At 37.7% G+C, this 25,653-nt stretch carries 18 protein-coding genes and 5 pseudogenes; 7 read left to right on the top strand and 16 right to left on the bottom strand.

Annotated features, from left to right (window positions below; translation table 11 throughout):
* Nucleotides 1–61: 61 nt before the first annotated feature.
* Nucleotides 62–2,482: a hypothetical protein gene (locus C502_RS0104185; protein ID WP_018677596.1), complete on the top strand. Its 2,421-nt coding sequence runs from the start codon at nt 62–64 to the stop codon at nt 2,480–2,482.
* Here the strand turns inward: C502_RS0104185 and C502_RS0104190 are convergent.
* The 11 genes and pseudogenes from C502_RS0104190 to C502_RS18055 form a co-directional block, all read right to left on the bottom strand.
* Complete coding sequence (locus tag C502_RS0104190) at nt 2,463–3,293, bottom strand: TatD family hydrolase (RefSeq protein WP_018677597.1); 831 nt, start codon at nt 3,291–3,293, stop codon at nt 2,463–2,465. The genes C502_RS0104185 and C502_RS0104190 overlap by 20 nt on opposite strands.
* On the bottom strand, nt 3,293–4,204 hold the full coding sequence (locus C502_RS0104195; RefSeq protein WP_018677598.1) for an RsiV family protein: 912 nt from the start codon (nt 4,202–4,204) through the stop codon (nt 3,293–3,295). The genes C502_RS0104190 and C502_RS0104195 overlap by 1 nt, the downstream gene beginning before the upstream one ends.
* A 119-nt stretch (nt 4,205–4,323) precedes the next feature.
* Nucleotides 4,324–5,151: a hypothetical protein gene (locus tag C502_RS0104200; protein WP_018677599.1), complete on the bottom strand. Its 828-nt coding sequence runs from the start codon at nt 5,149–5,151 to the stop codon at nt 4,324–4,326.
* Between the two features lie 162 nt (nt 5,152–5,313).
* Entirely contained in the window at nt 5,314–6,903 is a 1,590-nt protein-coding gene (locus C502_RS0104205) for a peptide chain release factor 3 (RefSeq protein WP_023274533.1), read from the bottom strand.
* A gap of 159 nt (nt 6,904–7,062) precedes the next feature.
* Nucleotides 7,063–7,323: pseudogene (locus tag C502_RS18740) on the bottom strand (Fic family protein); the annotation flags it as partial.
* Between the two features lie 77 nt (nt 7,324–7,400).
* Entirely contained in the window at nt 7,401–10,502 is a 3,102-nt protein-coding gene (locus tag C502_RS0104210) for a type I restriction endonuclease subunit R (RefSeq protein ID WP_023274534.1), read from the bottom strand.
* Between the two features lie 105 nt (nt 10,503–10,607).
* Nucleotides 10,608–11,582 carry an Abi family protein gene (locus tag C502_RS0104215; RefSeq protein WP_018677602.1) on the bottom strand — a complete coding sequence of 325 codons (975 nt, stop codon included), beginning with the start codon at nt 11,580–11,582 and terminating at the stop codon, nt 10,608–10,610.
* Nucleotides 11,579–12,982, bottom strand: a complete 1,404-nt coding sequence (locus C502_RS0104220; RefSeq protein WP_018677603.1) for a restriction endonuclease subunit S — start codon at nt 12,980–12,982, stop codon at nt 11,579–11,581. Before C502_RS0104220 ends, C502_RS0104215 begins: the two co-directional genes overlap by 4 nt.
* Nucleotides 12,979–14,412: an AlbA family DNA-binding domain-containing protein gene (locus tag C502_RS0104225; RefSeq protein WP_018677604.1), complete on the bottom strand. Its 1,434-nt coding sequence runs from the start codon at nt 14,410–14,412 to the stop codon at nt 12,979–12,981. Before C502_RS0104225 ends, C502_RS0104220 begins: the two co-directional genes overlap by 4 nt.
* Entirely contained in the window at nt 14,402–16,132 is a 1,731-nt protein-coding gene (locus C502_RS0104230) for a class I SAM-dependent DNA methyltransferase (protein ID WP_018677605.1), read from the bottom strand. The genes C502_RS0104225 and C502_RS0104230 overlap by 11 nt, the downstream gene beginning before the upstream one ends.
* 328 nt (nt 16,133–16,460) lie before the next feature.
* Nucleotides 16,461–16,697 (bottom strand): annotated as a pseudogene (locus C502_RS18055) (hydrolase or metal-binding protein); the annotation flags it as partial.
* Nucleotides 16,698–16,873: 176 nt separating this feature from the next.
* Here C502_RS18055 and C502_RS19350 point away from each other — a divergent pair.
* Nucleotides 16,874–17,107, top strand: coding sequence for a hypothetical protein (locus tag C502_RS19350; RefSeq protein WP_018677607.1), 234 nt, complete (start codon nt 16,874–16,876; stop codon nt 17,105–17,107).
* A 43-nt stretch (nt 17,108–17,150) separates the two neighbouring features.
* On the opposite strand, the gene C502_RS0104245 is transcribed toward C502_RS19350, so the two are convergent.
* The 4 genes and pseudogenes from C502_RS0104245 to C502_RS18745 form a co-directional block, all read right to left on the bottom strand.
* Nucleotides 17,151–17,390, bottom strand: a complete 240-nt coding sequence (locus C502_RS0104245) for a hypothetical protein (protein WP_018677608.1) — start codon at nt 17,388–17,390, stop codon at nt 17,151–17,153.
* A gap of 174 nt (nt 17,391–17,564) precedes the next feature.
* On the bottom strand, nt 17,565–19,646 hold the full coding sequence (gene ppk1, locus C502_RS0104250) for a polyphosphate kinase 1 (RefSeq protein ID WP_018677609.1): 2,082 nt from the start codon (nt 19,644–19,646) through the stop codon (nt 17,565–17,567).
* Nucleotides 19,647–19,977: 331 nt separating this feature from the next.
* A pseudogene (locus C502_RS18060) lies at nt 19,978–20,727 on the bottom strand (inorganic phosphate transporter); the annotation flags it as partial.
* Nucleotides 20,728–20,746: 19 nt separating this feature from the next.
* Nucleotides 20,747–21,836: pseudogene (locus C502_RS18745) on the bottom strand (IS4 family transposase).
* 114 nt (nt 21,837–21,950) lie between these two features.
* Between C502_RS18745 and C502_RS0104270 the strand changes: the two are divergent.
* From C502_RS0104270 to C502_RS0104295, 5 genes are all read left to right on the top strand, one after another.
* Nucleotides 21,951–22,220, top strand: coding sequence for a hypothetical protein (locus tag C502_RS0104270; RefSeq protein ID WP_154650402.1), 270 nt, complete (start codon nt 21,951–21,953; stop codon nt 22,218–22,220).
* A gap of 241 nt (nt 22,221–22,461) precedes the next feature.
* The gene (locus C502_RS0104280; RefSeq protein ID WP_018677615.1) at nt 22,462–23,148 is read left to right on the top strand and encodes a hypothetical protein; all 687 of its coding nucleotides are present in this window, start codon (nt 22,462–22,464) and stop codon (nt 23,146–23,148) included.
* Nucleotides 23,149–23,215: 67 nt separating this feature from the next.
* The gene (locus tag C502_RS18065; protein ID WP_018677616.1) at nt 23,216–23,683 is read left to right on the top strand and encodes a hypothetical protein; all 468 of its coding nucleotides are present in this window, start codon (nt 23,216–23,218) and stop codon (nt 23,681–23,683) included.
* A 61-nt stretch (nt 23,684–23,744) separates the two neighbouring features.
* Nucleotides 23,745–24,089: a hypothetical protein gene (locus C502_RS0104290; RefSeq protein WP_018677617.1), complete on the top strand. Its 345-nt coding sequence runs from the start codon at nt 23,745–23,747 to the stop codon at nt 24,087–24,089.
* Between the two features lie 37 nt (nt 24,090–24,126).
* A complete protein-coding gene (locus C502_RS0104295) occupies nt 24,127–24,660 on the top strand; it encodes a hypothetical protein (RefSeq protein WP_018677618.1) in 534 nt (177 codons plus the stop codon).
* A 162-nt stretch (nt 24,661–24,822) separates the two neighbouring features.
* Here the strand turns inward: C502_RS0104295 and C502_RS0104300 are convergent.
* A pseudogene (locus C502_RS0104300) lies at nt 24,823–25,621 on the bottom strand (recombination directionality factor); the annotation flags it as partial.
* Nucleotides 25,622–25,653: the final 32 nt, after the last annotated feature.

The following is a 25,653-nucleotide window of genomic DNA, read 5'->3' on the forward strand; positions in this document are numbered from 1 at the left end:
TATTATGCTAATTTTCAGAATTAATAATTTACAAAACAAAAACTTACGGGATTAATTTAGAATGTCATCACAACCATCTTTTTTAAGATTTACTGACTGGAAAAATGAATTTGAGCTTGAAGAATTTAATCAATTTCTTTCTGAGTTTGATATTGATGACCCTGATTTTTTAGTCTGGATTGAGCATAATCAAGCTCCTTATGCTTATTTTCAATTTTATAGCTTATTAGTCAAAAACTACCATCATCAACAACAAGACATTAGCAAAATTTTAAATTTTTTACTTTTACAAGAACCTGATCATCGCAGTGCATTTATCAGTTACATCAAAGAACCTCAGAAAAAATATCCTGATATTTTGGATTTAGAGAAATTTGAAGAGGTTTTACTTCAACATCTAAAATATCAAGATATTCCTAGTTATTTTTTAGAATTTGAATCTTTATTTAATGCCTGTTGCTTATTTTATTTTAGTTTTCAAAAAATCCCAACTTATCTTTGTCAATACGTCACTATAGAGAGTACCAAGCTGATCCAACAACTTATCCAATGTAGTTATTGGCATAATCAAGATTATGGAGTTTTGGATAAATTACTAGAGTTTACTAAAAAAGGTTATCGTTATAATATTTATCATGATCTAAAAAATTGGGCAGAACGCAGCGAAAATTTCGACATTAGAGAAAAAATTGCTACGATTATGCAGCTTATACTGAGTGATTTATTAAAAGAACCAACGCCCTATTTTACTGAAACTTATCTTCATGCACTACAAAATCATCAAGCCAATACAATCGAAGGTTATATTGATTTTTTACGTTATTTACCAAATACAAAAACCAAAGAGCTTTTAAATCAGATTATTGAAAATCAAAATTTACATATTGCGATTCGCTTTGAATCAATTTTAGTATATTTCTTAACTTTCCAACAACAGCATTCTCTCAAGCAAGAGCTCACCCATAATTTACTCACGCTACCATTAAATCAACGTTGGGGCAGTTGTTCTAGTAATAACGGTTTCGTCTATAGTTATGATTTATTTAAACAAACCGATTTTTTTAGTTTAGATGAAACTTTATTGGCATTACAAAGCACTCAATGGTGCTACGAAGCCTGTAAACCTTTACATAATTATAGTAAAGATATTGCAATACAACAAAAGATTATTAACTCTGTCATTGATGCAATTGCTGCAATGATTCAACGGATGCTTAAAGTTGATGCTAATGATTATGTCAATGCGGCTCCAATTGGATATTTAGCTCATATATTAAAATTTTATGATTTAAACTCACTCCAACACCAACAATTAGAACACACATTATTGGATGGTTTAGAACAATGTATAGACCACTTTAGCGAACAAAAACATCTGCATAAAGAACTTACTGAGATAATTCATTCATTAGATTTTAATGTACCTGACTCATATTTTGATTTATTAGGCAAATGGGAAAAATGTGCTTTAAAATGGCAAAAACAAGGTTTAACACCAGAACAAATCTTTCAAATGTTGATTGATGCCGAAGCCATTCCTTCAAATAAAGTATTCAACCCTGATTATCCTGTCCTTCCTAATGCTTTATTTCCAGACAATGAAGCTGAAAATTTTTTAATGTACAATCCTAGAGGTGATGAACCATTCTATATAGCATTATTCAATAACTTTTTCCCGTATAAAGTTAAATGGTTTTGGAATGATGAAGATATATCGAATATTCCAAACGACCAAATTATTCACTTCAATCAAGTTAACCCTCAATTAGAATGGCAAAGTATTAAAGATTTCTATTTCCAATATAATGAAAAATATTATCATTTTTTTATTTATGCTTTTATGGGCAGAGATTGGGTGAATCAACCATCCATCATGGCTGTATTTCATCAAATATTACAATATTTTAATATAACAAATAAGGTTATTTATAGTCTTGGTGATAATGAGGGTTGGGGCGGAAATGAAATTTATTTTGCAGCCCACCCCGAAAAATTTGATGAACTGAATAAAATTCTGCAAACGCCATGTGAAAATATTGCCAAATTTTTCATTCCTGAATCCAAAAGCCCAGAATTTTTAAATATCGAAGCACAATATAGACAAGTTATTGCCAATCAAGGATTTATTTCAGATTTAAATCAAAATTTTATTCGCATTCCAGAAATACAATCTCAAACATCTAGAGAAGCCAAAGAATGGTTGATTCATATGATTGATGAAATGCGTCATCAGGCATTGAACTATTTAGTGCTGGATGATTTTACGCAAAAAGCAATTGATATACGCAATTTATTTATCAGTCTGGCTTTAAACATGGTAGGTGATTACTGTGTTGCGAACAATTTGAAAAAGCAATTCCCACTATGGAAAAATACTCGTTATCAAAATGAAATCCTAAATTTTAAACAAAGAATGGATCTATTAGAGACTATTTTTAATGCCGAGGATTTAGCAACTCATCTTAAATATCCCTATGATTAACGAATAAACTTAAGGCTTGAATACTATTTTCCCATAATTTTTGAGCCAAGTTTTCAGATTCTATATTAAGAACTTGGCTCAACCCCTCCAAAACATAAGGTAAATTCACAGGGGTATTACGGGTGCGATGCTCCGTTGACGTTTGACAGCACAACGGCGTCATATCAGGACAATCGGTTTCAATCACCAAATGTTCGCTACCGATGACTTGTACCACTTGATGCAGTTTTTTCGCATTCGGATTGGTGATTTGTCCTGTGACCCCAATTTTAAAACCTAGCTTGATCAGTGCTTTGGCTTCTTCTACGCCACCACTAAATGCATGGGCGATGCCGCCTAAATTAAACTTTTGCGCTTTTAAAATGGCAATGCTTTCTGCATGTGCTTTGCGAATATGCAATAACACAGGTTTTTGATATTGCTTGGCAAGTTCCAGTTGCTCAATAAAATAATGCTGTTGTTTGGCAAATAATTCAGGGTGTTTGTGCTGTTTTAAAAAAGTATCTAAACCGATTTCACCAATGGCAACACAGTCCTGTTGCTGCAAAATCTGTTCAAGTCGCAGTAAATGTGCCTGTTGATGCTGCTCAATATAAAAAGGATGTAAACCTGGTGCAAGATAAGACTGAGGGACATTTTCCCACTCTTGTAATTGCTGATGCGTCTGGATGAGTTCATCAAATCTCGATTCCAAGAAACCGATTAAGACCAGCGCATCGACCCCTACTCGCTTGGCGTGTAAAGCCAATTGTTGCCGATCAGCATCAAAATCGGCAACATCAAAATGAGTATGAGTATCAAATAATTGCATTAACTTTTACGGGTATCAGTTGCAACAGGTGTAGAAGCTGCTGCGGTATCCACTTTTGGCAAATACTCAGACTTTAACACACCTTGTAATTCACTAAATGGAATCACCAACCGCGGTAAGCCCACCACATATGGACCTATTTCATATTCACCATATTGCAGAATTAGACCTTGCTCTCCCAATAAAAAGTTATTGGTCACTTGGAACGGCCATGCCTGTTCATATTCTTCAGGATTATTCGCAAGCTTGGCATCAACAATCCAGACTTTAAACGCGTCATGTGCCAACTTATCCAATTTTGCCTTTTGTTTTGGCAACAATAGATCATGCAATTGTACTTGCTTCTGATGTGCTAAATCAAAGTTATAGTAACGTTGCGATGTTGAACCATGTGCCCCTCCGAGATAACTACTGCTATTCAATACCACAGTTGCGAGCTTGCCTTTCGGTTGTAAAATCTTTGGCTTAATCATCAAACTGATTTGATGACTACTGCTCAAAGCCTTCAGCTCTTCATCAATCTTGATAAATGAATTGGCATATCGTTGAGCTTGGATATCTAAACTTTGCTTTTGTTCATTGGTTTGTGGGCTTGATGCAGCCGAATCACCAGCACCAACCACATCGAGTATTTTACTGAGTTGATCTAGAATCTGCTGATCCAATAATTGATCAATAAATGGGAAATTGGTTTGCAAACGTTCAACGGTAAAATCAGGACAAGTATTGCCCTTACACTCAGGCAGCGTCACTTGTAATTTGACGGTTTCGCCACGTAAAGTGGGTTCTGTTGGCTGTGCAACAGGTGGATCTTGTGGTTTATCCTCTGGCGTTTTAGGTTCTGATTTCGGTTGGCATGCTGTAAGTAAAATGGCACAAGCAAGAATGCTATATTTATAAATTTTTTTCATCTGAAACCTATACACATTGTTATTACACAAGATTTTTAGATGCTATCGAACTTCATGCAAAACCGCTACAAGCACATGCAATTTCTATACGAAATTCAGAAAACTTTGCCTTACACAGACTAAAACATTTGTTGATAAATTTCAGGTTGTAAGATTTGTTTACTTTGTTCGATTGTTAAATAAATATCCAGCTGTGGCGCATCTTTACTGATTTCATTGGCACGATAATGTAAGCCAATCCCTTCACCATCAAAGAACCAGTCTGCTTGCCCCCAATACAATTTTTTCGGTACTTGTTTTTTAACTTCCGAAGATTGCTTCTCAATCCACTGTTGATAATGCGTTTGGATAATATCATTCAAGAGATTTTGCTGATTTTTTTGTATGACATCAAGCATGGTAAGGTTCTTCTGTAACTTACGATCTGCTACAAAGAAATAGAAACGGTCTTTAACCGCAATATCTTCTTGTTGGGCATCGACACCAACCTGCAACAAGACATATTGATTGCGCTGTGATGCAATGCGTGTACTGACATGCAACTCATACGCTTTATTTTTTGAATATTTATCTTGCCATTCATCAGACTTTTTTACATAGGCATTCACGGCTTGTTGAAGCGTTAGATTTTTATTCTGCTCAATCTGCTGCTGTATGACGTTGGCCTGATTTTTTGCAATCCAACCATTTAGCCACTCATCTTGGGTCTTAATGGTTTGAATATCTACATCAATACAGTTCTTCTTTTCACAGAATGGTAGTGCGTAATCTGCCTTAGCTTCTTGCATATTGAGGTAGGGTAAAACCTCTGCTTTTTCGGCGTGTGCGCTCTGCTCGGCTGCTGATTTTTCTGAATTATTGTCCTTTTGCTTAGGATGATCACAAGCAGTTAAAGCCAACATTCCAATCATTATACTGACAGCAAAAAGTGGTTTTAAAGTATTCATCTCATCATCCTTTATTTTAATCCCTCCCTTACGCTGCTACAACCGCAGCTCACCCTTTATAAAAGGGAGGAGCATCACGAATCTAAATAATGATAGAACTCATGAAAAAGCCCCTCTTTTATAAGGATGGGTGAGGAGCGTTAAAGCTCCGCAAGGGAGATTCTAGTGTTCTCGTGTATTACGGAACTGAATATCTGGCCAGCGTTCTTGCATCAACTGCAAGTTTACACGGCTTGGTGCTAAATAAGTTAAGTGACCACCACCATCAACAGACAATTGATCATGTGCTTTTTTCTTGAATTCATTGAAAATCTTTTCATCATCACAATGCACCCAACGTACAGTATGCACACTCACTGGCTCATAAATACAGTCGACTTTGTATTCTTCTTTCAAACGATAAGCGACCACATCAAACTGTAGCACCCCCACCGCACCAACAATGAGATCGTTACTCATTTGTGGCATGAATACCTGAGTTGCACCTTCTTCAGATAACTCTTTCAAACCTTTTTGTAATTGCTTAGATTTCAAAGGATCACGTAAACGCACACGACGGAACATTTCAGGAGCAAAGTGTGGAATCCCCGTGAAATGTAATTTCTCACCACTGGTGAACGTATCTCCGATCTGGATGGTACCGTGGTTATGCAAACCAATGATGTCGCCTGGCCACGCTTCTTCGAGATGCTCACGCTCGCCAGCAAGGAAAGTCAATGCATCACTAATACGCACATCTTTACCAATACGCACATGATTCATTTTCAAACCTTTTTCATATTTACCTGAGCAAATACGCATAAAGGCAATACGGTCACGGTGTTTAGGATCCATATTGGCTTGAATCTTAAATACAAAACCTGTGAAACCTTCTTCATTGGCATCTACGATACGTTCTTGAGTTGGATGCGCTTTAGGTTCTGGTGCCCAGTTGATAAATGCATCAAGCACGTGATCAACGGCGAAGTTACCCAATGCCGTACCAAACAGTACAGGCGTTTGTTTACCTTGTAAGAACAACTCACGGTCAAGTGGCTCATTTGCCATTTGTACGAGTTCAAGTGATTCCTCAAAAGATGCCCAAGCTAATTCACCCACTTTTTCACGAATATCAGCATGATCATAACCATCACGTACTTCAATATCGGTAATGGTTGAACCGAAGCCCGCTTTATAAACATAAAGTTTATTTTCAAGTAAATGATATACGCCTGCAAAGTCACGACCCATACCTAGAGGCCATGTCAGTGGGACACAACGAATCTTCAAAACATTTTCAATTTCATCGAGTAACTCTAATGGCTCACGAATTTCGCGGTCCATTTTGTTGACGAATGAAATGATCGGTGTATCGCGCATACGACACACTTCCATCAATTTAATGGTACGTTCTTCAACACCTTTTGCACCATCAATCACCATTAATGCAGAATCGACCGCCGTTAAAGTACGATAAGTATCTTCCGAGAAATCTTCATGTCCCGGTGTATCGAGAAGGTTAATGGTGTGCTTTTTATAAGGAAACTGCATCACTGACGTTGTAATCGAAATACCACGTTCTTTTTCCATTTCCATCCAGTCAGATGTTGCCGCACGATCAGACTTACGGCTTTTTACCATCCCCGCAACCTGAATCGCTTTACCCCATAACAATAGTTTTTCTGTCATGGTGGTTTTACCCGCATCGGGGTGGGAAATGATAGCAAAAGTCCTACGAGCCTTTACCTGTCTAGTTAATTCGTCTTTAAACATGAGAAAAATCTACATTATGTACACAATTATGTACACAATTCCAAATGTGTACATAACCGAAAAAGTGGGAATTCAAAATTGGCGCAATTGTAGCAGATTTAGCGTTGTATAGGCATAGTGGGTCATCCAGTCGCTCATATGGGTTTGAGCCATCTAGTTTTATACACTCAATCTATATCTTTGCTTTGGACTTTTTAGCTTGTTTGGAATGGTACGTTCAATCAGCCCCACTTCTATCGCTGGATTAAGATAATTTTGCTGGAATGTTGGACGGTGAGACAATCCAAGTAAAGACATCAGTTCTGTCAAACTATATTCTTTTTTCCCCATGGCCGAAACAAGACGTTGAACATGATCGCCATATTGTACGATAGCTTGATCGGTATCATGTACGGTGACTTGATCAGTTGCTGATGAATTCTAAAAATGACATCAAAAATCATTTTTCAATCCAAGCCCTTAATAAGGAACAGAACAACCTGCTCCTTAACCTTATATCAACTTGTCCAAGCATTCGATAACATTTCAGCCTGCTTCATAACTAACTCAATAGCCTCTGCCGCTTTGTCAGGTGGATACTTCCAACGCTGTAAAGTACGTCGTACCAAGATTTTAAGCTGAGCACGTACACTATCTCGAACTTGCCAATCCACAGTTGTCGATTTACGCAATTTCTCAGTGATTTCACGAGCAATTTGTTTCAACGTATCATCACCTAATTCACGCACCGCACTTTCATTATTTGCCAAGGCATCATAGAAAGCAATTTCATCAGGGTTCAAACCTAGCGAAGCTTCACGTTCCATTTCGGCTTGAAACTCTTTCGCCATATGGATCAACTCCTCAATCACCTGAGAGGTCTCAATCGCACGGTTATTATATTTTCTTAGGGTTTCCTGCAAACGATCTGAAAAACGTTTTTCCTGTACGAGATTATTCCGTGTTTTTGCCTTGATACCATCATTCAATAATTTTTCTAATAATTCGACCGCCAAGTTACGATATGGCATTTGTCGAACATCTTCTAAAAATTCATCTGACAGTAAACCAATATTTGGTTTATCTAAACCACATAGCGCAAATACATCTGCCACACCATCAGCAACAACAGCATTATCCAGAATTTGTTTAAGCGTACTATCCTTTTCTGCTTGTGATAATTTACGATCCACAGAAGTATGCTTACTAATGACTGCTTTAATGGCTGAATAAAACGCAATTTCCTTATGCAATGTTTTGGCTTCATCCAACGTACCACACAATGAAAAGGCTTTATTGACTGCAAGTACTAAATCCAAGAAGCGTTTTTTGCCATCTTTTAGACTCAGCACATAGTTGGCTGCTGGAATTATCAAACGATGTGCTTGCGTTTCATAACCACTTAAGTCTAATCCAGTTTGGTCATTGGTCTTGGCAAACATCCCACGAATGGCATCCATTTTTTCAGCAAGCACAGCATAAGCTTCTTCCGCACGTAAAGTTGGCTCGCCTTTTCCTTTGGCATCTGTATAGGTTTTTAATGCCTGCTTTAACTCATTGGCAATCCCAATATAATCAACAACCAAACCACCTTGCTTGTCTTTAAAGACACGGTTCACACGAGCAATCGCCTGCATCAGGTTATGCCCTTTCATTGGTTTGTCGATATACATGGTATGGGTACACGGTGCATCAAAACCTGTCAGCCACATATCACGCACAATCACTAACTGCAAAGGGTCATTCACATCTTTAAAACGTTTCTCTAAGCTTTTCTTCACTTGCTTATTGTAAATATGAGGCTGTAGCAATGGCTTATCCGATGCTGAACCCGTCATCACAATTTTGATTTTTCCTTTTTTCGGGTCATCATCATGCCAATCTGGGCGCAGAGCAATAATTTCATTATACAAATGCACGCAGATTTCACGGCTCATGGTCACAATCATACCTTTGCCTGCCGTGGCTTCAGTACGGTCTTCAAAGTGCGTCACCAAATCCGCAGCAATCTGTTTCAGGCGTGGGGTCGCACCCACTAATTTTTCTAAGCGACTCCATTCCCCTTTGGTCTTTTCACGACTACCGACATCTTCCTCATCTTCCACCACCTCATCAACTTGATCAGATAGTTCTTCGATTTCAGCCTTATTAATATCCAATTTTGCCAAGCGGGATTCATAATAGATTGGTACAGTTGCGCCGTCCTCGACCGCATCTTGAATATCATAAATCGAAACATAATCACCAAAGACAGCTCGAGTGTCTTTGTCTTCACTGGAAATAGGCGTACCTGTAAAACCAATAAATGCCGCATTTTTTAAGGCATCACGCATGTGCTTGGCATAGCCAAATTTATACGTCCCATCATTAGACAGTTTGGCTTTGAGTCCATATTGGCTACGGTGGGCTTCATCAGACATCACCACAATATTGTGCCGACCATTCAGCAATGGATGCTCAGTTTCTTCATCAAGCAAAGCAAACTTTTGTACCGTGGTGAAAATAATTCCGCCCGACTCACGTTCAGCAAGGAGTTGTCTCAGCTCATCACGATTATTGGCTTGTACTGGCGTTTGCTTTAATAATTCTTGTGCTTGACTAAAGGTTTCAAATAGTTGTCCATCCAAGTCATTACGATCAGTGACAATCAATAATGTCGGGTTATGCATAGCGGGTTGTTGAAGTAGCTTGCCTGCATAGCAACACATCGAGATACTTTTACCTGAACCTTGGGTATGCCAAACCACGCCTGCTTTCTTACTGCCTGTAGGATTAGCGGCGGCAATGGTGGCTTGAACAGCTTCACGCACTGCATGGAACTGGTGATAGCCTGCAATTTTTTTAATGACCCGCTCACCATCAGTTTCAAATAGCACAAAGAAACGGATGTAATCGAGGAATAACTCACGATCAAAAAAGCCTCGAATAAGCGTTTCAAGTTCCCATTCTAACTGAGGCTTATCATTTTCATTTTTAATGGTACGCCACGGCAAGAAACGTTCTTGGCTTGCTGTTAATGAACCCACCCGAGCTGTAATGCCATCACTTACCACCAAAGCTTCATTAAAAACAAATAGATCGGAGATTTCTTCTTTGTAGGTTTGTAGTTGATTAAACGCATCCCAAATATCGGCATTTTCATCGGTTGGGCTTTTTAGTTCGAGTACAGCAAAGGGTATGCCATTAATAAAACAAATAATGTCAGGTCGTCGTGGCTGCTTTGTCCCTAAAATCGTAAATTGGTTAATCGCCACAAAACGATTATTAGTAACTTGGTTGAAGTCGAGCAAAAAAGCATGGTCATGTACCCAATCGTCCTGTTTCTTATAGGTGACAGGTACACCTTCCAATAACATACGGTGGAAAGCACGGTTGTTGGTGACGAGGTCTAAACTTTCAGGTTGATTCAGCTTTTGTAAAACTTGCTCAAAACAACTCACAGGCAAATGTGGATTTAAGCGTTCAAAACCCGCCTGTAAATCAGCTTCGATTAAAATCTGTTTATAGTCTTTGCGTAGAGGATTACTGCTATCGGGTGCAATATCAATACCATGAACGACTTCCCAGCCATTTTCTAAGAACCAATCGAGGCAAAGGTTTTCGAGTTGTGTTTCGTTCATGTTGAATTTACCTTTGTTATATAGGTGTAAAAATGCTTTGACATGGTAAGGCATTTACCTGATAATATCGGGTAATACGCCCAGCACCTCTTCATTATTGTAGTTTTAATAATGTACGTGCTGGCTTTTATTTGCCTGTGTTTTATTCATCCATAGCTCCCAGTTTTCCCAGCCTGTTACACATCCTGTATCTCTTATGCCCACCGCAGGGTGCTTCTGTAATGCAAACTCTGCAAATAATTTTTTGATGCGGTTGCCCCATTCCGAATTTGGGCAAATGGTATCTAGTACCTGTTTCATTAAGCATAAATATAAAAATGGCTTGGCATTGTCTAGTTGAAACCCTGCAAGGTGAGGTGGAACATTTGAGCGGTCTACAATATTAGCATTCCACAGACGGCTGTGATGCGCTGCAATGTTGCGGATATGGTTTAGGCTACGTAGCCATTTGGCAAAAGTTTTACCATTCACTGCACCATATTTTTTTGCGATGGCATCCTGATGGATAGTTTTCATGCCAGCATATAAAGTAGACATCATGCCAAAATCCCATAACTCGATCGCCACCCAAACTGGCAACTGACCACCATATTCATTGCTGTGATGTTCAACAAATGCGGTTTTTGCATTACGGCGGATACATTCTTGATATTTACCCAGCCATATCTGGTGAGCAGTTTGGTTTTTTCCTCGTGCTAACCGTATTGAAAAGTTACCATGAAAGTGCTTCGCCTGTAGATGAGCGAGTGGGTTTAACTTGCCCAAGCAATAAGCAATATCCACCCGTACTGCCATTTCTATACGCTCTATAGCATCTAGCGCCAAAAGTCTTAATTTTTTGTCAAAAATATAAAGTTTTACAGCCTGTTCAAAACTACAGTCCTGTATAAACTGATCCAGTTTTTTCTGAGTAGATGACTCTACCTGCCGAAACGGATACCAGTAGCCACTCAATCTGTAATAGCCAATCCGTCCTAGATAATCTATTGCTTTGCTGCGGTCACCGACATACAGACCACGCTGTTCGAGTAAGGACAGTTGGTCTGCATAGGATTTCCATATTTTTAGGGGTTTATTCACGCTATCTGTTCCTTATCAGAACTATTTTTTGTGTCTGCCAGCGTGGTTACATCTACTTCCCCCGATAATAATTTAGGCAATAAAGTATCTCTAATATTTTCTAAATTTTTAATCTCATCACTCTTTAAAGAAATTAATTTAAATATCTTGTCAATTCTATCTTTGAAAAGCATATTGATAGCATTATCAGCAATCAAAACATCTTGAGATTCCATAATCACTTTAGTAAGGTGAGTAAAAATAGAGCCTGTCCCAGCACTTTTCATGGATTCAGTTTTTCTAAACATTGTTAGGTAGAGAAAATATCTACTGATAATTGTTTCATCAACATCCATTTTCCAAATATGATAATGATAGATACTTTTCGGTCCTCTCCAAATATACGGACCAAATGTTGCAGACCATGCATAAATAAAATCTTCCTTTTCGATTAACTTATCCTGAGGAAGATCCAAGTCCGAAAATACTGTTTTTCCACCACCCGTTAAATTTTGAATTCTTACAATTGGGATACCTTCTTCTTTAAACTCAGTATTTTTATATGCTCTACCATTTAGAACCTTACATATATCTTTTAATTTTTTATATTCCCACCCCCTCGGCACCTCTCCCAACTCACTTTCTACCAACTCATCAGGAAACAATGCCGCCATTGCTTGTAATTCTGCAAAATCTTCTTTTTCCATTTGCTTAAGCTCAGCTTCACTTTTTCCACTAATCGCACACATCGCAGCACGTTCAGGGTCTTGTCCTGTTTGTTTTGCTGCAATCTTGGCACGCACAGGTTCAAAGTCGATAAACCAACTTTTAAATATGGCTTGAGCAATAGATTCTAGGGTTTGATTGATTTGGTTATTAAGATTAATTTTTTCATCGAGAGTTCGTAACACTTTAGAAATTTTCTTACTAGTAGAATAATCTATTCGAGGAAACGGAAGTGCTTCAATAATCGCACCATTGATATTAGCTTGATTAGCGCTGCCACTAGAATTAGCAACTAAATAATTTTGAGATTCTTTAGTACCTAAAAAATAAAAAATAAAATCTTTATGTACAGTTTTGTCTTTTTTTAGAACAACTCTTCCGACTCGTTGGTTTATCCAAGCTCTTTTTCCCTTATCCCAAAATCGGGCAACCCTACCAACAAGTGATTGTGGTGCATTTGGTCCAGAACCAGTCAATGATATTAATACATCTCCCTCACTGACTATATAACGTTCTGTCTCATCAGCTGAATTTTTATCAATGTAAGCACAATCATTAATATCTACATAACCTGTCCGAATATTTTTTATTTTTAATACAGGATAAGTGGAGTTTTCAATAAACTGCTGGCTTTTATAAGCATAACCACCTTGTATTGAAATATATTCACCTAGAGTTGTTAATTCAAAACTCACACCTCACCTCCAAATTCTTTCTTAATCGCCCAATAGCCACGTGTTCCACCCACACGCTCAAGCCAGCCAACATCTTTTAAATGATTCAGATGCTTTTGTAAGGCAGATTGATTAATCCCAAGTTGTTCTGCCAAAGAGCGATAAGAAACTTTCGGATTACGCCGAATTAAAACTAAAATTTCCTGTTGGCGTTCGGTGAGTTGGCTTGCTTCGATTGCACCACCTAAGTCTTCGATTACACCACTTGAATCATCAATTGCACCACCTATTGCACCACTTTCCAACTCAATCACAGGACGATATAACTTCACATCAAAAAAATCATTGGTTTCTAAAAATTCAGGCGTTGGTAAATTTTCCGCTTCACACATCTGCTTAATCCGTTGCAGACCACTGCCCCAATGCTCAATATAACCAAGCTCTCGAAACACACGAGCCAATACCCGATTACGAATTTCCGAGCGTCCCTGTAACAAGTCCGCTTCGGTTAAACCATTTGGTAACCCACCTGGGGAGACAATATTGACCAAATCATCATATACAGCCACTTTGATATTGCGTCCAAAGTTACTGTAATCCCGATGTACATAGGCATTGACTAAGGCTTCACGGATGGCATTTTCTGGAATTTCCAAATAGTCATAACGCTTTAAGCCACGAATTTCAGCACGTAAAGACAAATGATTTTTAATAAAAATTTCGGTTTGTTCAATTTGAGAAAACAAGTCACCTGTGTATTCTTTACGGTCTAAAAACACACTCATATTTGTGCCTTTAAATCGGGCGCATTGGGTCATCACATGCTCATATTGACCGAGTAAGATCAATAAACCATGACTGGCATAACGCTGCCCTTGCTCTTCAATCACCAGTTTCAGATTCAACATTTTTTCTAAAGTCAGTGTTTTATCAGCAGCTTTGAACGCTGCTTCCAAGACCGTTAAATCGAGCTTTTCTAAAGGATATTGATAATTGGCTAAGGCATCAAAACTGATATTCAGCCGTTGCAATTCCAGTTGTTGAATATGCTCAGGCGATGCTACACGGTTACTCGCACCTAGGCGGATATATGTGCCTTGCTCACGTCCTACAGATTTAAGGTAATACGGAAATAAACTACCTCGTGCGACTTCCACAACCAATAGCTCAACGCCATCTATATTCTCAATATAGATTTGTGCTGCAAGTTGTGGGGCACACAACTCATAAATCATGGAGGTGATTTTATCTTGCAACTCAAAAATATCATCTTGAATCCCAACCAACTGCCGATCATCAGTGACACCAACAATCAACTTACCGCCACTACCATTTGCAAAAGCAATTAATGTTTTGGCAATCTGCTGTCCTTTCGGTAACTGCTGTTTAAATTCTAAGGTTTTACTTTCACCTTTTTGTATTTCAAGCAGCAACGGTTGATCAGAACTCATAACCTAAGCCTTTTAAATTCTTTTTGATTTCACTTTCCAGTACAGCACTTTCAGCAAATTGCTGTTTCAATTGTCCTGTTAAGCGTGCCATCTTCTCGGCAAAAGGTTCTCCATCCTCTTCCTGCTCGACTGCGCCCACATAACGCCCTGGGGTCAGTACATAGTCATGCTTTTGAATATCTTTTAATTCAGCCGAGAAACAAAAGCCTTTTTCATCCTGATAAGCTTCGCCCTCAAAATTTTCACCTTGCTGCCAAGCATGTAAAGCATCGGTAATTTTGGCAATATCTGCATCAGTAAAGTCACGCAGTACACGATCTTTCATATAGCCCAAGTTACGAGCATCAATAAACAAAGTCTTGCCTTCACGATTGGCTTTCTTTTTATCTAAGGATAAACCATTCTTTTTGTCTTTCGTCAAAAACCAAATACAGGCAGGGATTTGCGTATTGGTAAACAGTTGCCCTGGCAATGCAACGATACATTCCACCAAATCTGCTTCAATCAGGTTTTTACGGATTTCACCCTCATTATTGGTATTGGAACTCATCGAACCATTGGCAAGCAAAAGTGCCATACTGCCCGTTGGTGATAGATGGTGCAGCATGTGCTGCATCCAAGCAAAGTTGGCATTGCCTTGTGGCGGTGTGCCATATTTCCAACGTACATCGCTTTCCAGTGAAGCGTGCCACCAATCTTTGATATTAAACGGTGGATTTGCCATGACGAAATCAGCACGTAAATCTGGATGCTGATCATCTAAAAATGTATCGGCATTCTTTTTACCAAAATTAAAATCAATGCCACGAATTGCCATATTCATGGCAGCAAGTTTCCAAGTAGTTGGATTGCTTTCTTGTCCGTAAATCGAAATATGCTTTTTCTGTTCAGATGCTTTGTAATGCTTTTCCTGTGCGTGTTGTTCAATGAACTTTTCACTCGACACAAAGAAACCACCTGAACCCATTGCAGGGTCATAGACTCGACCTTTATAAGGTTGCAGCATTTCTACAATCAAGGTCACGATACTTTTAGGTGTGTAATATTGCCCACCTTGTTTTCCCTCAGCTAACGCAAACTGCCCTAAAAAGTATTCGTAGACATGCCCGAGAATATCCTTACTGTGCAGACTGAGTTTTTCACCATTGTATTCAGGCTTGGTAAAACTTGTATCTGAAAATGTATTGATCAAATCCAACAGCTTGTCGTTATCTAGCTGATACTGCCCGATTCGATTCAGAATACCTTTTAATTTAGGGTTGGCTTTCTCAATTTCATCAAAAGCATTATCAACTAACCAAGAGATAGAACGCAGTTTGACATCTTGCCCATGTTCATCTTGCCAAATAATCGAACCAATGGCTAAAGCGGCTATATTTTGTAACGTCGTCCAACGTGCTGCTTTAGGCACCCAAAACACATTTTTTTCTTGATAATAATCAATAATTTCTAATTCATCAGCGATTGCTTGTTGATATTCTTCTTCTGTGTCGTATTGATCACGAGGCATGTAATAGATGTTGTGATCATCCGCTTGTGCAAATAAATCCTTGAGTTCAGACTGACGTTCATCAAAAGCATCTGATACATATTTTAGGAAAATTAATCCAAGCACAATATGCTTGTAGTTGGCAGCATCTAAGCTACTACGTAATTTATCAGCGGCTTTCCAAAGCTTATCATCTAAGTCATTTAGAAACTTTTGTTCCAATGAGTTCATTCTTTATCCTCGATCAATGGTCAACCGCTGTGGTTTTATACTTAATGTTCAATAGTTTATTACGTTAGCACATCTAAGACGAATGAAAAGTCATGTACTACACAAAAAAATAAAGATATATACTATTTTATATTTTAATCCCCTACCAAAGTACAAAGCTAGGCACCCTTGGATAGGTACGACTATATATGTCGCTGGCAAGTATAATAACTTGTAATTAATCAAAAAAATAAGAGAACTATAATTCTCTTATTTTATCTCATTGATATTATTAGCTTGATACTCATTACAAAACCGAGTTCTGTATTTTTCTGCCAATTGGTTTGGGCTAATTTACAGCCCTTACACTTTGTCTCAGACTCTGTTTTATCTCCGTGGCATCATTGACCGCTTGAGCAATCGATGCTGCTGATACGACATCAGACCTCACCTCAACAGCATTTTGCTGATCACTATAAAACTCCTCAACAATATCCAGCCCCTCCTCACCACCCACCTCAAAGCTGGCATTGCCGTAGCCCTGCCGTGCCACATGATCCAGAGCTTCCTGATAAAACCCTGCTGCCGAAATGAAGCTCAAGTAGTTAAGGAAAAAGTCACTATCATTCAAGTAATTGGACTTGTGAATATTGTTAAATTCTTTTAAATATTCAAATTTTAAAAACAATTGTCTTTAATTTTTAACATACATCAAGTAATTTAAATTTACTATCCATTTACACTATAAATTTGGTTATGGCTATGACAAATTCTCCTATCTTCGATACATTGACCCAACTCATCGAATCATACATCCAAGAACATAAAGAAAGCCCACAAAAAATCCTTATTGGTTACAAAGCTTATTATGATTTGATGGGAAACACGAGTTTTGCAGAGGAAGTTACAAACTCGGCATTAGATCCCAATAAAAGGAAATACCAAAAAATTAAAATCAAAATTACTAAAGATGACTATCAACTTGAACTAGATTAACAATTGTTATAGAGAAAAGCAGTGAGCCTAATCAAGCTGCTTTTCAATCATTTGCTTTGTCATCAAAAGACTTTTCTAATGCGGCAATCAGTTGCTCTCGCCCTTCTACGCCATATAGCTCAAAATTTATTGCATCAAGGTAATTTGTAATAAAAATCAGCCGACTGTTGTAATCATTATGACGGTTTTTTTCTTTAAGAAACAATTTATAGTCTACTAATAATCGATAACTGCTCCGTGTATTTCTTTTTAAGCTACCTTGCTGTTCAACTCGACCGTCCACTACTTTCTCCTCAGGTGTATAAAAGAAAAACCCACTATCGTGGGTTTATCATTTTGATTTTTATCTAGAAAATATGAAGTTATTATTTTTATGCTTCAATGTTTACTTTCTAGTTTTTCTAATCTTAGCTTATTCATTCCTTGTGACAGTTTAATGACCACATGATGCTCACAGTTAAGCTTCTCGATTCATTAAGTATCTTTGAGCAATATGAACAGGTTGATCCTGCTTAGGCTGGCATTGCACCCATGTACCATCAGCTTGAAGTTCCCATGCTCGGCGATTGTCTTTCAGATAATTATTCAAGCCATCCTCTACAATTAGCTTTCTTAATTTCTTATCCTCAATTGGAAAACATGTTTCTATACGAGAAAATAGATTACGCCCCATCCAGTCTGCACTTGCACAATAGAGTTTGGTGTCACCATCATTATGGAAATAATACACACGTGTATGTTCTAAATAACGACCTACAATTGAACGCACTCGAATGTTTTCTGAAAGTCCTTTGACCTGCGGTCTCAGACAACAAATTGAACGAATAATCAGATCAATTTGAACACCAGCTTGTGATGCTTTATATAATGCATTTATTAATTGTGGTTCGGTCAATGCATTGACCTTAATCATGATATGCGCTTTTTTACCCGCTTTACTATGTGCAATTTCCTGTTGTATCAGTTCCATGAGTTGGGAATGCAAAGTAAAGGGAGCATGGAAAAGTTTCTTTAACTTCGCCATTTTTCCCATACCTGTTAATTCTTGGAAGATTTTATGCACATCTTCACAAATTTCCTCATCACTGGTAAGTAAACCATAATCCGTATAAATTTTGGCATTGGTTGCGTGATAATTGCCCGTTCCTAAATGCACATAACGTTTAATTTTATCTTGTTCTCGGCGTACCACTAAGATCATTTTGGCATGTGTTTTATAGCCGACTATACCGTATACAACGACCGCTCCTGCTTCCTGTAATACGTTCGCCACTTCTATATTTGACTCTTCATCAAAACGAGCGCGTAATTCAATCACCGCCGTGACTTCCTTACCATTTCTCGCTGCTTCAGCAAGAATCTTTACAATCTCAGAATCTGCACCACTACGATAGAGCGTTTGTTTAATTGCGAGTACATTAGGATCATGTGCTGCATCCCTCAGCAATTTGGTCACAGGCTTAAAACTATCAAATGGATGATGTAGCAACACATCCCCCGCTTTTAACACTTCAAAGATGGGTTTTTTACTATATAAAGCTTTTGGAATTTTTTGTTGGTATGGTTGAAAACGTAATTCTGGCAAATCAAAATTAGAAATAAAACGAGCTAGATTAACAGGACCATCTACAAAATAGAGACTATCTTTTTCCAATTCAAATTGTTCTAATAAATAATCAGCAATATGGCTAGGACAGTTTTTATTGACTTCAAGTCTGACTGCACGTCCAAAACGTCTTGCAGAAAGTTCACCTTTTAATGCGATCGCTAAATCCTCAACATCTTCTGAAACCGTCAAGTCCGCATTTCGAGTTACTCGAAATTGATGACATCCTGTTGCTTGCATGCCAGGAAATAGATCTGAAATATGCTCTTGCATAATGGCTGATAGTAAAATGTAGTGTTCTGCATTCCCTGAAATTTCTTTTGGGAGTTTTACCAGTCGTGGTAAAGATCTTGGCGCAGGTACAATGGCTAAATCAATTTCTCGGCCAAATGCATCTTTCCCTTCCAAAGTCACAATGAAATTCAAACTTTTGTTCGCCAGTCTTGGAAATGGATGCGCTGGATCTAAACTGATCGGTGTGACGACGGGTTGCACCTCATTAAAAAAGTAGTTCTTAATCCACTCCTTATGCTTTTCAAGAATATCTGCATGTTGGATGTAGTGAACCCCATGACCCTGTAATTGAGGAAGAATAGAATGATTTAGTATTTTATATTGTTCTTCTATCGCCTCATGTACAACCTTAGATATTTGCTCTAGCACTTCGCCTAAAGGCATTCCTTCTGGCCCTGTAGTCGCCATATTTCCAGAAATATTCATTTGCTGAATTAGGCTAGCAACTCGAATTTCAAAAAATTCATCCAAATTGCGCGAAAAAATAATTAGGAAATTCAATCGTTCAAGTAGAGGATGTTCAACATCTTTTGCCTGTGCAAGCACACGTTTATGAAACTCTAGTAAAGATAATTCTCGATTAATATAAGTTTCTAAACTATGTTCCATACCATTTTGTAATGCATGCAATGAAGTCATTGGTTACTCTTATTTGTATATAAAAATTATATTTGCTCTTTATTAGAAACAAATTTTCTAGCTTATATTTTCTATAAAGTATATGACAAACTCATGACCCATGGTCTTAAAAACACGTTTATAGTCAGACTGATTAGCATTAAGTTATTGGTCTAGATGGTATTCAAATTGGATAGATTTGCCAGTTTCATTGAAAATATTTACTGATTAGATTTTATAATCATTTTCTCATTATACATGACAATGATAGCAAAAAGCAGAGCCAACACATTTCGTGTTTCACTCTGCTTTTTTGATCGTGAAAATCACGACAGATTCAACTCATACCCATTTATTTCGCAACAAACTGTAAGAATAGCCAGTACAAACAACCTGATAACATAATCGTTGCAGGTAGTGTAAAAATCCAAGCTGAAAGAATCATTTTAACGGTATTGAAGTTTAATCCTGACTTATTTGCGACCATTGTTCCAGCGACTGCACTATTTAATACATGTGTCGTTGAAACTGGCATACCAAGACCATCTGCTGCCGCAATCGTGGTCATTGCAACCAACTCAGCAGACATACCTTGTCCATAAGTCATGTGATTTTTTCCAATGCGTTCACCAACTGTGACCACAATACGCTTCCACCCCACCATTGTCCCTAGACCTAAAGCAAGTGCAACTGCAACTTTAACCCATGTTGGAATATACTGTAGGAAAGCATCTAAACTTTTACGGTATTCTTTTACCGTTTTAGTTTGACTCTCTGACATTGCTGGTAATTGCTTTGCTTTTTCTAAACGCTTAAATGCGCTCGTACTCAAGTACATGTCATTACGAATCACTGAAACTTCATTTTCAGGGATGTCTTTTACATAACCATATTGCCCAACATGTTCACCAAGCTGATGCGTTAACGTTGCTAAAGCAGGTATAACTTCTGGATTAATTTCTTTGGTCTGAATATATTTTGTAATAACACTTCTTGCTTGATCATCTGAAAGATTGAACTGTTTTTGAGTATCAAGGACTAAAGCTGTTTGACCTGATAATTGTCCGAAGCTTTGCAATTGATTGGTATCTAAATTTTTATTCCTCTGTACACGACAAATTTCATAGGGCCCTTGTCCTATCAGGCTTTTTCTTCCTTAAAATTGCGAGCACTCTCTTAAATTCTTCTTTTTTTCCAAAACCAATCAAACGTAGAATAGCCATTTGAACATAGTCCAAACCGTAGCGAAATAAACTTACTGAAAGTCGTCCATGCTTCTTTAGTTTTATCGCTTTTTTTCGATCATGTTGCCATTCACCTGTTAAATAGCACCAACAGAAACCGATCGCTAGCACTGCTATCAATTTCTTGACTCGTCTAGGGGCTGTTAAACGAGTATTTTCAAGATTGAATCCACGTCCTTTGAGACAACTAAATAAGGTTTCGATTTCCCAGCGTAATGCATAATCACGAATAGCAGAAGCATTAAACATAGGAGAAACAACAAGTAAAAGTTCTCCATCTTCTAATCGTAGCGCACTAATATACAGTTTCACTCGACCAACCCAAATACGTCGTTTACGACATTCAGTTTGACCAACTTGAAGATGACGAAATAAATCGCTAATTTTATGATTCTTGGCTAAGTGATTGGTCACAATAAAGTTTTTTTAACACGTATACAGAAGTTAATGTCATTTTCAATTAACCATGTAAACCATTTCTCACCGATAAATTCTCTGTCTGCGAACACATTCACAATACGATCTTTACCAAAAATGGAGATAAAGCGTTGAATCAAAGCAATAAGCTCTTTTGTATCTGAATTTCCACGTTTATTGAGCAATGTCCAAACAATAGGTATCGCTATTCCACGATAGACGATGGCTAACATCAAGATATTGATATCTCGTTTTCCCCATTTCCAGTTGGTTCTATCCAAAGTTAATTGGACTTTATCGAATGAAAATATATTGAAAATTAACTGAGAAATTTGACGATAATCGAAATACTGATCTGCAAAGAAGCGTTGTATACGTCGATAAAATGATTGTGGTAAGCACTTGATGGGTAAGGCTTTAGATGCAGAAGAAAGATTACATGTCTGTTTTACAATTAATGCCAGCATAATCAGTTTAAACATTTTACATGTGACTTGTTCCACTTTAGATATTTGTTTAAGATGAGATGTAACTCATTGAAATGTGTCATCATATTCGTCGTCAGGAAACAAGTATTATGCCATTATTTCAATGAGTTATCTTTTTTTATCGTGTACAAAAGCAGTTTTTATTGCATAACCTATTTTTAATTTATGGGGGATTTATGAACAGATTTTTAATCATCACTTTTGTTGTACTTACTATTTCAGGTTGTAGCAAGGTAAGAGAAAGCCACTTTATGTCAGATTTATGCCAACCACGAAATGAATATGATCAACAAGTTTGTGAATGTACTTTTGATGTATTAGATGACGAACTCACAGGTTCAATTGGACAAACATGGGTATTTAAACCTGACTTAGCTCGTTATCCACAGTTTTCAAAAGCAATGGATAAAGCAGATAAAAAATGCAGTCCACATTATGGCTTTTAATAAGAATTTTTTTTAAAGGGACACAACCTGTCCATTTCATATTTGATAATAACTTATCAATAATTGATATTTTAATTAGGGGGCTATTTTAATGACAAATATAAAATTATTTTGTATTGGGGCGTTATCTGTTGTCTTGAGCTTAAATGCAGGTTGTAATCAAAAATCATCAACTACTGATAAGAATGAAAGCAATAAATAAGTAGAAGTTCCTATCGTCACTGTAGGTCAAGGGGAGGATTTGGAAAAATTCAATGACCAGTTACCAACATCACAGGGACTTTTATCATTAAAGAAAATTGGCAAGGAGGATTTTGAGCGACCTGACTTATATCTAGGCGATAAAATTATACTCGCTTCCAAAGATGTTAATGATGATCGTATCAGTTTAGTCCGTCGCTTTAAGCTCACTCAGGGAGAAGCAATCTTGGTGAGTACAGATGCAGGTGGTTCAGGCACTTTGCCATCCTACTCAATCTTGTTGCTACTCAAAGGTCAAGCACCTAAATGGCTGAATAAGGATGATTTTTATAGCGAGAATGGCGATATTACTTATGCACAAAAAGGTGATGTCGTTACGATTGGTTTGGGAATTAACGATAAGGGCTTAAATAAAAGCATCATTTTAGAAAATGGGCAGCTATTAACCAACTTGTTGGAGACAGCCAAAGGAGGACTTTCTGATAGCAACTGTAAATGGTTGCATGATGAACTATTGCCTAATTGTGAACAACAGCATCCCGAAGACTGCAATAAAAATGTGATTCCTGAATCTTCTATGTCTATGGCGATCACAAGAGGTTTGGGGCAAATCAGGCTCAATCCTAATTTCAATGAACAATCCGTAGCGGAAGCTTGCTATCAGGCATGTAGTAAACAACCTATCCCTGATTATAAAGGCTTCAAAAAATCGGTATGTGGTGGATAACTTTCACAATTACTAATGCTCTGATATTTCATCAAATTGTTAAATTCTTATATTCAAGGAAAGACTCATGAAAAAATTAATCACAGCAATGCTTTTAAGTATTGCCCTTACCCCAACAACCTATGGTGCTCCAACACCTTTTAAAATCAACCAGAAAACTGGTTTTATTACCTATGGTAGCTGTCACATGGAGTCATGCTCATGGGCAAAATCGGTATCAACCACAATTATTCAAAACACCCCTAATCAGGCAATTTTAGATGTGAAAATTTTAGGTGGTAATTCACCAGATGTTTCCAATGCAGCGAAAAAGATTTCATGGGCGAAGAAACCTCACAAAATCACTCTTACCTGCTCATATCAACATCCCTCAATAAGTATAGGCGGTCAGCTAGATGTGTTGCCTTTAAATAGCTTCGGAGTTCCCCGAGTGCTGGAAAGTAGTGCCAATCTATATTTCGCATATTGTCATTCTTTTAATGGAGATATATCAGATGGCATTAAGAAATTTGGATATAACGTACAACCAGAATAGTTCCATTTTACTTATATCAACTTATCTGAAATTACATTGATATATTTCAAAGGAAAGACTTATGAAAAAATTAATCATGGCAATACTTAAAAGTATTGCAGTTCCAGCAATGGCACAAGCCAAACCAGCAACCTGTTTACTCGAAGAGGATGGCAAAACGCTATATAAAGGTAAATGTAATTTTAATGCTGAGAAAGGTGGCTCTTTCTGGCTTAGTCATCCTAATATTGAAAAAGAACTAGATCTTGAAAGCATCGCAGTTTGGATTGATTATAAAGATCATGCTACTGTCAATGTAGCAAAAGTAAGTGGTGGTGCGATTGAATGGGGAAAATTTGTACGCTCACAAAAACAGAAAGCCTGCTGGGTTAATGATTGGTACAAAATCTGTGCTTGGGCACAATAGTACATTCGCAAGCATTCAAATTTTAAAGGAATATTAAATGAAAAAGTTTATTATCGCTGCTTTAGTCACTGTTTGTACAACTTCTGTTTTTGCAGACTTTCCTAAAATTATTTTTGAAGGAAAGACAATTGAGCCTACAGATACTCGTACATCTTTAATTAAAAAATTTGGAAAACCAGCTTCAGGTGATAACACATATAGTCATTGGGACAAACCCAATTTCTCCATGTCTGCTAGCTATGATCAATATGGTGTAAAAGAGTTTGGCATAGCTCAATTAAAGTCAGTTCCATCAAATGTTCAGTTAAAAGTGAATGGACAAACTATCACGTTAGGTAAAGATACAATCAACTCGGCAGTAAAGAAATTTAAATACGGTTGTTTTGATATTCTTGATACTAAATTTAATAGTAATTATTCATTTAGCATTGCTGCTGGAGAAGAGGGTGAAATGAATGTGGTGATGGATGCTGAATATACTGGCACAAAATCCACATCTGCAAATAAACCCATCTTCGGCTTTAAATTTAATTCAAATGAACCTGATAAAAGTGAAGGCTGTAATTACTAACATTAAACAAAAAATAAGGGAGTTAGCCTCCCTTATTTTTATATTTCAATAAGTTGAATCAACTTATTGCCTTAACACTCTGCCTAAGTCGTTGTTTAATACTGGTAACATCAGTAGTTGAGGATATAGAATCAGCTTGTACCTCAACAGCATTTTGCTGGTCATTATAAAACTCTTCCACTATATCCAGCCCCTCATCACCACCCACCTCAAAGCTGGCATTGCCATAGCCTTGCCGTGCCACATGATCCAGAGCTTCCTGATAAAACCCTGCTGCCTTACTCACTTCATCAATCTGCTTGGCTGAAACAATCGCATCCTGTAAATTCACACCGTCACGTAAAGTTAAGTCCACGTAATAGATCGGAGTACGATAGCTTTGTGTGGTGCTTTTCCCTCGCAAGGTCAGTTGCAAAGGCAAACATGATAATAAATTACCTGATGCTGCATGATAATAACTAAGCCGTGCTGCCAGTGTCCGAATACTGTTAAAACCCGTGGTTCTAAAAATGAATGTGCCAAACTCATCCGATTCATCTAAATTCACGTAGAGTCTGCCATAGGGTTTGCATAGCCCACCCTGTGCGAGTGGGCATAAATCAGGCGACGGACATGGATGTTGCTCAATCCCATTTTGTCCAAGTCGCTGACAGGTTTCGCCATTGCCTGTACACACTGGTCGTCCAGTCTGTCGGTCAAACAAGGTATATTCAGCTCGTAAGTTCAGTTCAGGTTCATTAAAGATCATCCGTACTGGAATGGTTCGGAGTTTTCCATTTTGGGCTTTAGCTCTAAGCTGCTCATCCAGTGGATGTTTAACCCAGCCATCCTTAGTTTGAATCTGACTGGTAATGGTAAATTGGTCATCCTTTTCAGGCAGTCGCTTACCATTCTTTTCAACGATCTTGCCGATACTGATACGCCCCAATACAGGTGGAGTAATTGCTAAACCTTTAATCATGGTGATGATCCTTTTATTGCATTTATTTACGG

Origin of the sequence: Acinetobacter tjernbergiae DSM 14971 = CIP 107465, assembly GCF_000374425.1 — a bacterium.
GTDB classification, from domain to species: Bacteria; Pseudomonadota; Gammaproteobacteria; order Pseudomonadales; family Moraxellaceae; genus Acinetobacter; species Acinetobacter tjernbergiae.

What these genes read in the sequence shown, in the direction of transcription:
- C502_RS0104290 (WP_018677617.1), top strand. Translation starts at nt 23,745, where the DNA reads ATGAAAAAATTAATCATGGCAATACTTAAAAGTATTGCAGTTCCAGCA.
- C502_RS0104225 (WP_018677604.1), bottom strand. Translation starts at nt 14,412, where the DNA reads ATGAGTTCTGATCAACCGTTGCTGCTTGAAATACAAAAAGGTGAAAGT.
- C502_RS19350 (WP_018677607.1), top strand. Translation starts at nt 16,874, where the DNA reads ATGACAAATTCTCCTATCTTCGATACATTGACCCAACTCATCGAATCA.
- C502_RS0104200 (WP_018677599.1), bottom strand. Translation starts at nt 5,151, where the DNA reads ATGAATACTTTAAAACCACTTTTTGCTGTCAGTATAATGATTGGAATG.
- C502_RS0104185 (WP_018677596.1), top strand. Translation starts at nt 62, where the DNA reads ATGTCATCACAACCATCTTTTTTAAGATTTACTGACTGGAAAAATGAA.
- C502_RS0104230 (WP_018677605.1), bottom strand. Translation starts at nt 16,132, where the DNA reads ATGAACTCATTGGAACAAAAGTTTCTAAATGACTTAGATGATAAGCTT.
- C502_RS18065 (WP_018677616.1), top strand. Translation starts at nt 23,216, where the DNA reads ATGAAAAAATTAATCACAGCAATGCTTTTAAGTATTGCCCTTACCCCA.
- ppk1 (WP_018677609.1), bottom strand. Translation starts at nt 19,646, where the DNA reads ATGACTTCATTGCATGCATTACAAAATGGTATGGAACATAGTTTAGAA.
- C502_RS0104295 (WP_018677618.1), top strand. Translation starts at nt 24,127, where the DNA reads ATGAAAAAGTTTATTATCGCTGCTTTAGTCACTGTTTGTACAACTTCT.
- C502_RS0104190 (WP_018677597.1), bottom strand. Translation starts at nt 3,293, where the DNA reads ATGCAATTATTTGATACTCATACTCATTTTGATGTTGCCGATTTTGAT.
- C502_RS0104210 (WP_023274534.1), bottom strand. Translation starts at nt 10,502, where the DNA reads ATGAACGAAACACAACTCGAAAACCTTTGCCTCGATTGGTTCTTAGAA.
- C502_RS0104270 (WP_154650402.1), top strand. Translation starts at nt 21,951, where the DNA reads ATGAACAGATTTTTAATCATCACTTTTGTTGTACTTACTATTTCAGGT.
- C502_RS0104205 (WP_023274533.1), bottom strand. Translation starts at nt 6,903, where the DNA reads ATGTTTAAAGACGAATTAACTAGACAGGTAAAGGCTCGTAGGACTTTT.
- C502_RS0104195 (WP_018677598.1), bottom strand. Translation starts at nt 4,204, where the DNA reads ATGAAAAAAATTTATAAATATAGCATTCTTGCTTGTGCCATTTTACTT.